Annotated in this window: 6 protein-coding genes and 2 pseudogenes; 7 read left to right on the top strand and 1 reads right to left on the bottom strand. The window is 58.5% G+C overall.

All coding sequences use genetic code 11. The annotated features are described in order from the left end of the window. Positions 1 to 9 precede the first annotated feature (9 nt). From ASF61_RS23300 to ASF61_RS22740, 7 genes and pseudogenes are all read left to right on the top strand, one after another. Positions 10 to 299: pseudogene (locus ASF61_RS23300) on the top strand (type VI secretion system Vgr family protein); the annotation flags it as partial. A gap of 125 nt (positions 300 to 424) precedes the next feature. After that, positions 425 to 811: pseudogene (locus ASF61_RS24465) on the top strand (DUF2345 domain-containing protein); the annotation flags it as partial. A 179-nt stretch (positions 812 to 990) separates the two neighbouring features. Beyond that, the gene (locus ASF61_RS24585) at positions 991 to 1,152 is read left to right on the top strand and encodes a hypothetical protein (protein WP_373994542.1); all 162 of its coding nucleotides are present in this window, start codon (positions 991 to 993) and stop codon (positions 1,150 to 1,152) included. Positions 1,153 to 1,294: 142 nt separating this feature from the next. After that, positions 1,295 to 2,236, top strand: coding sequence for a DUF4123 domain-containing protein (locus tag ASF61_RS24580; protein ID WP_082491507.1), 942 nt, complete (start codon positions 1,295 to 1,297; stop codon positions 2,234 to 2,236). Between the two features lie 112 nt (positions 2,237 to 2,348). Then, positions 2,349 to 2,726, top strand: a complete 378-nt coding sequence (locus ASF61_RS11220; RefSeq protein WP_056155566.1) for a hypothetical protein — start codon at positions 2,349 to 2,351, stop codon at positions 2,724 to 2,726. Then, the gene (locus ASF61_RS11215) at positions 2,719 to 4,710 is read left to right on the top strand and encodes a DUF2235 domain-containing protein (RefSeq protein ID WP_056155564.1); all 1,992 of its coding nucleotides are present in this window, start codon (positions 2,719 to 2,721) and stop codon (positions 4,708 to 4,710) included. The genes ASF61_RS11220 and ASF61_RS11215 overlap by 8 nt, the downstream gene beginning before the upstream one ends. A gap of 114 nt (positions 4,711 to 4,824) precedes the next feature. Next, positions 4,825 to 5,802 carry an SUMF1/EgtB/PvdO family nonheme iron enzyme gene (locus tag ASF61_RS22740; protein ID WP_082491505.1) on the top strand — a complete coding sequence of 326 codons (978 nt, stop codon included), beginning with the start codon at positions 4,825 to 4,827 and terminating at the stop codon, positions 5,800 to 5,802. A gap of 1 nt (position 5,803) precedes the next feature. On the opposite strand, the gene ASF61_RS11205 is transcribed toward ASF61_RS22740, so the two are convergent. Beyond that, complete coding sequence (locus tag ASF61_RS11205) at positions 5,804 to 6,757, bottom strand: hypothetical protein (protein ID WP_156369556.1); 954 nt, start codon at positions 6,755 to 6,757, stop codon at positions 5,804 to 5,806. Positions 6,758 to 6,925 lie beyond the last annotated feature (168 nt).

Raw genomic sequence — 6,925 nt, 5'->3', positions numbered from 1 at the left:
GGCGCCGAACTGCGCACCGACGGCTACGGCGCCGTGCGCGCCGGCGCCGGTTTGCTGGTGTCGAGCTACAAGCTCACGCACGGCGCCGACAGTCGCGAACCGGCCGGCGACAACGCGGCCAGCATGGCGCTGCTGAAGCAGGCCGCAACATTGGGCGAGACCTTCAGCGGCGCCGCCGAGACCCATCAAACGGTGGCCTACGCCAGCCACCTGGGCGCGGCCAAGGCCGACACCAGCCGCCTCGACGACAAGTCAGCCCCGCTCAAGGCGCTGCTGACGGCGGCGTCCGGCATGCTGAGNCGGCGCCGCCGAGCCCCATCAAACGGTGGCCTACGCCAGCCACCTGGGCGCGGCCAAGGCCGACACCAGCCGCCTCGACGACAAGTCAGCCCCGCTCAAGGCGCTGCTGACGGCGGCGTCCGGCATGCTGAGCCAGGAAAGCGTGGACACCGCCAGGGCCGAGGCACCCGACAAACCAATTGCGCCGGCCGACGACAAGCTGCCGCACGCGAGCGACGCCATCATCGCCATTGCCGCCAAGGCCGGACTGGGCGTGCTGGCCGGCGAACACCTGCAGCTGGCCAATGGCGAGACAGTTACGCTGATGAGCGGCCAGGACAGCCAGTTCGCCACCGGCGGCCAGATGCGCGTACACAGCGGCCAGGCCATCGGTGTGCTCGGCGGCGCGGTGGCGGCGGGAGAGGGCAACGTCGGCATGCAACTGATTGCGGCCAAGGACGCCATCGACCTGCAGGCGCAAGCGGACGTGATGAACATCCAGGCGCGCGACGAAGTCAATGTCGTCAGCGCCAACGCGCATATCGACTGGGCAGCCGCGAAGAGCATCAGTTTATCGACGGCCGGGGGCGCGAACGCGACGAAGTCAATGTCGTCAGCGCCAACGCGCATATCGACTGGGCAGCCGCGAAGAGCATCAGTTTATCGACGGCCGGGGGCGCGAACATCACGATCAGTGGCGGGAATATCACGGTGCAGTGCCCGGGCAAGATTACCGTGCATGCAGCCAAAAAGAGTTTCGCCGGCGCCCAGGAAGTCAGCTACAAGTTGCCGATCTTGCCGCAATCGGTCTGCATCGAGTGCCTGGCCAAGCGGGCCGCCCAGCGCACGGCATTTATCAACAAGGGGGCATGAGCGCGATGAAGAGCATCAGCATCGGCAGACGCGCCATCATGGCGGCCATGGGCGGCTGGTGGATGTGGCTGGGCGTGGGAAAAGCCGCGCCAGCTGCCGCCCGACCGACGCAGGCCAGGGCCGTGCAGGAACTGTGCGTGGAATGTCTGGCCAAACGGGCCAAGCAGCGTACGGCGTTCATCAGCAAATGGGTATGAATGTGAACAAGACCGCTTCGATCGATTTTTTCGCAGACCTGGCGCGGCAGCATCCTTCGTGGCGCTGGTACGCCATCGCAGACAGCGCCCAGAATCCCGCCCTGCCGGCAGCGCTGACCGGCGCCGGCGGGACCGTGCAGTCGCTGCTCGGCGCCACCCAGGGCAGTCCGCTGGCGGAAAAATCGCCGCATCTGGTCAGCCTCGACCATCCTGCAGCCCGGAGCGCAGCTTGGCAATGGATCATGCGCACGGGGCCGCATGAGCCGAGCGTGACGCTGTTGGCCAGCACGCTGGCGTTCGGCGCCTTGTTCGAACAACTCAAGCAGTTTACCGACATCCGGCTTCCCGATGACACGGAAATGTTTTTCGCGTTCTGGGACCCGGCCATTCTCGGCACGCTGGTCGGCCAGCCAGACGACGCCACCTTGCACGTCAAGGGGCCGGTGCTCGATCCGGACCAGCGCAAGCTGCTGTGTGGCGGCCTGAACGGCTGGTGGTACTGGGACCGCGATGGTGTCCTGCATGCGATCGCCATCGATGCCAATCCACCCGCTGTCAGATTGCCTAAGCCGATCAAGCTGTCGCAAGCACAGGTGGACGAGCTGGTCGAGGCCAGCTTGCCCGACCATGTATTGTTCTATGTGGATCTCAACCAGCCGCATTTGCTCGACGATCTCGCACCGCGCGCGCGGTACGGTTATGTCGAACGCCAGCTCACCGATGCCAAACACCTCGGCCTGCAGACCATGAAGGACCTGGTCAACTACGTTTGCATGACGCTGGTGTACGGAGCTAGGTGGAAGCAGGACAAGACGATTGCCGACGTGCTGGCGCGGGTGCAGCGGCGCGAACTCAAGTTTTCCGCTGCCATGGAACTGCTGCCGTGAACTCCAACCGATCATGGATACTCAAGTGAACGCGCATTTTTTTCGAACCCGGCGCACGTTGCTGGGCGCCGCATGCTGCCTGTTAGCGATCAATAATTGTGGGGCGAAACCTATGAAAGTGGTACTAAATGTCGTGCTGTTCAATTACCTGGACCGCCCGATCTTTGACGTGTATGTCGATGGCAAGGTCGGGGAATCCTCCGATGCCTATCCGTCCACCGGCGGCGGTACGATGATGAACGTGGAGCTGGCGCTGGGGCCGAAGAAAGTCAGCTGGCGCCTCGACGGACCGGCGGGGATGGCGCGCAACGGCGATACCGTCACCAATAAAAATCCGCTCACCCTGGACCAGGTCGTGCCGGGAGCGCGGTATCTGGCGATCCACATCTATCCGGACGAAACGGTGGAGCTGGTGACTTCGGTCCAGCGGCCCGAAAAGACTGCGCGCGGTATCGCCGCCGCCGACAAGGCAGGACGCCACCATGGCTAGCGAAGCAACGCTCGCTGCCGGTGCCGCCAATCGCGACCTGCCCGACGAGGCGCCTGGCCCGTTCCAGGACTGCCACGATGTCGTACACATCGCGATCTTCTTCGATGGCACCGGCAACAACCGCGAAGCGGATTTGCCGATCAAAAGCTGGAGCAATGTCGGGCGCATGTACGATGCGGCGCTCAAGGACGAGAGCAAGGCGATTTACCCGATCTACGTATCGGGCGTCGGCACGGCCTATAACGGCAAGGCGGGAAACTGGCTGCATTCGACCGGTGTGTGGCTCGAGGACAATGTGGGCGGCGCCGGTGCCGGGGCTGGCGGCGCGCGCCGCCTGGGGCAGGGCGACGACGCTGTCAGCGATGCGCTGGCCAAGGTCCTGATCGCCAACGCCAAGGCGCAGGGCGGGGAAGTCGCGAAGTATGCCGCGTCCAGCACCGACAAGGGTTTCGCCGAACTCAATACGGCCCTCAGCAAGCACCGGCTGATCAAGGTCATCAACATGTCGTTCTTCGGCTTCTCGCGCGGAGCCGCACTGGCCAGGGCCTTTTCCAACCGCGTCATCGGGTACTGCAAGCCGCAGGGCCAGGGGTTGGCGTATCACGGCTATCCGATGCGCTTTAACTTCCTGGGGATTTTCGATACCGTTGCATCGTTCGGCGTGCCGTCGCAAAACGTCCGCCTGCCGTTCGAGGAACGCGAACTGATCGTGTCGCCCCGCGTGGAACGCTGCGTGCACTACGTCGCCGCGCACGAAGTGCGGTTTTCGTTCCCGGTGGACCTGATCCGCAAAAACGGCAAGCTGGCCGGCGAATGGGTCGAGAGCGTGTATCCGGGCGTGCACTCTGACGTCGGTGGTGGCTACGAGCCGAATGCGCAGGGCATCGACAACAATTACGCCCGCATCCCCATGCGCGACATGATGCGCGAATCGGTCACCAGTGGCGTACGCATCATGTCCTATGCGCAGGTGGAAAAATCGCGCGCGACGCTGTTCAAGGAGCGGTTCGAATGCCACCAGGGCACGGAGCAGGCCTACCGCGACTACATGGCAGCATGCGGCCTCTTGTCGGGCGCGGTCGAAAACCAGATCAGGCGCCACCTGGAAGTGTTCTATAGCGCCAATGGCACCATGGACCGCAAGGGCATCGAAACGCCAGGCCAGCGCCGCTTACACGAAGCCAAATACAAGTACATCGGCCCCAAGGGAATGGCTTGGGAGGTCGACAAGTACCGTCTCGCGGTCAAGGTCGATAGCTGGGTGCGCTTCGGCAATGGCGCCAACGGCTTTGCCCAATACGTCAAGCCGGAAGATTGGCAACTTGCCGCCTGGGACAAGAACGCCTCCGATGGCGTGGTGAATTTCGTTTCGCACTACATCCACGACTCCAAGGTCGATTTCATCGGCAACCTGGCCGAACCGTTCAGTTATTTCCGACCGCGCGGTGTGCAGGAATCCACGGTCAGCATTTGGACCGAGTGGGGCAACTGGATGGGCAGCAAGCGCGACGCTGCCACCAAGGCCGTGACCGACACTTACGAGGCCGGCAAGAAGAAGGCCGGCGAGGCTGTGGACGCTACCACCAAGGCTGCCAAAGATGCCGCGGCCGCGGCGCAGAAGAAGGCAGAAGACGCCGCTGCCTACGCCCAACGCAAGGCGGAAGAAGCCGCGCACTATGCACGCCAGAAAGCCGACGAAGCCGCCGCAGCAGCCAAGCGTGGCTACGACGCGACCGCCAAGGCGGCCAGCGACCTGGCCACTGCAGCCCAGCAGCGCGCCCACGATGCTGGCGTGTACGCACAAAGCAAAGCCCAGGCCGCCATGAAAGCTGCCGGCAACGCCTACGACGCCACCGCCAAGGCTGGCAAGAGCGCTGCAGCGGCAGGCAGCAAGAAACTGGGCGAGATCGAGGATGGTGCCGAACGGCTGTATGACCAGGGGATGAATTGGATTAAGCGCAAGGCGAAGGATGCAGGGTTTTGAGTTGGGCAGGAAGTAGCCTATGAAACTTTGGTATTTAGATGTTTGTTCTCATTATCGCAAAGCAGATTTTCTCAATTGGTGTAATAACGTTAATCAGATGCCAGAATCTCATTCATGAAAATTAAAAAATTTGTGCTCGGTAGTTTGCTCGTTTATTCAAATATCTTGATGGCGAAGCAACCTGAAAAAATTGATGGTCAGGCCAATGTGGAGACATTGGCTGACGGAAATGTCCGAGATGGCGTTCCAGACGCCAAGACACTAAAAAGCTTGGTGGAGCGTACCAAGAAAAATATGATCCCCCTGTCAAGCGGAACATTTCAAATGGGTGACTGGGGGGCGCTGGTAAATGCTGGCCAGCTACCATATGATGGTAGCCCGGATTCAAAGCCGCTTCATGATGTGTCGCTGACCGGTTTTGCGATGAGTAAATTTCCGGTTACATATGCGGAGTTTGATCTCTTTGTCGCCGCTATGGGCTTGCCTCGCGTCAATCAAAGCACTTTTTACTTAAGATTCCGAAAGTCGAATAATCCAGTAGGTGTCAGTTGGCAAGGCGCTAAAGATTATTGTCAATGGATTGGAAAATTATCTGGCTTGCCAGTCGACTTGCCGACGGAGGCTCAATGGGAATATGCAGCGAGAAGCAAAGGGAAACGATATTTGTACCCGACTGATGATGGCACCAGAGATGATGGCCGTAACGTCCCTTCTTATGAACAAAAAAAAGCCGCCGGCGGACTGGTTGAAGTCGGAAAATTCCCTCCAAATCCAGCAGGATTTCACGACTTCGGGGCAGGTACGCACGAGTGGACTAACGATTGGTATGCCGCTGACTATTATGAAAAGTCACCTCGGGATAATCCAAAGGGTCCCAACGAGGGCCCTGGCAAAGTGGTAAGAGGGGATTTCGGGAACATTCAGATGACATTTCAGCGCTGGTATCGACCTGTTGAAGAAGAAACCGGAACTTGGACTTTACGCTCAACGACTCGAGGCGGACCTAAACGCGAAATTCCGTACACAAAATACTCTGCTACATCCGAAAATGCCTTTAGATGCGTAGTCAACCAGTCGGGGCCCATTAGATAAATTAGGTGTACATTGCATCCTCTATACTGAGTCGGGCAGCAACGAATTCAGGCTCGTGGTTCCATATGAACGGTTTACTGCTCATAGGTTGCGCGCTTGCGAGACGTTGCTCGGTTGCTTCCAAATCTGTGGCATAGATGCTTCCGCTCAAGCTCTGTCTGATCATGGCAAATCCCTGAGACGCACTTTGTTTGTCTCCCATCTGGGCTGTCATGCGTTCTGCAATCGTAGATAACTGATTCAATGTCTGCGGGGCACCCAATGACATTGCCATTAACCTGGGAGCCCGCTCATTGAAAGTTGAATTCGCGCTCAAAGCCACCATCGCCAGCTGGCGCTGAATTTGACCTACAACTTCGGGAGGAGAATAACTGAACCAGCTGCTTGTTTTCTTATTCAGTTCAGTGTTTAGCCGGTTAAGAAACCCCTCTACCTCCTGCGCACCAGCTTCAATTGCTTCATCTAAAGTGTCTTTGAAATCTTCGTATTCTTGCGTGATTTTTTCTCCTATTTGATTTACATAGCCTTTTAATTCTTTTCCTTTTGCAACGACTAGATAATAAATCTGACAATAGTAATCATAGGCCTCTTTTTCAATAAAGTCGCCGATTTTATGAAAATCTGCACGCTTTAACTGATACGAAACGAATTTGAAGAATTCGCCGATGGTCTCATAACCTACTTCACCACTGAAACTGCCCTCGCCGCCAAGACCCCAGCAAGCACCGACCTTGGCTTTGATCACAAAATTACCTTTCTCGATACCGATTTTAAATGCACCTTTGATTCCGGCACCGGCAGATGCGCTTGCGCCGTAACCAACTTTCGCCATTGTCTTGTATTCGCCGATCGCATCGCCAGGCTTGACTGTTACCGGCGTACCGTCGCTCTTTTCCCCTTCGGGATTAAGCCATTGGACTTCGGCCTGGACATCGATAGATACCTTTACACCCACAAACGCGTCGAGGCCGCCTTCCGCTCCTGCACGCACTTTGTAGTGGTTTAATGTACCCGGACACCAATTTAGGGGACCTCTAGAAACCTAGCCTACCGCTCGCCGGTTCGGTAAAATTCTGTATCAGCCCGCGACCAACTAGTACCACAATGATGAAGCCCCGGATCA

This window comes from Duganella sp. Leaf126 (genome assembly GCF_001423125.1).
GTDB lineage: Bacteria > Pseudomonadota > Gammaproteobacteria > Burkholderiales > Burkholderiaceae_D > Rugamonas.
This window is presented reverse-complemented; position numbering and strand designations above follow the sequence as displayed.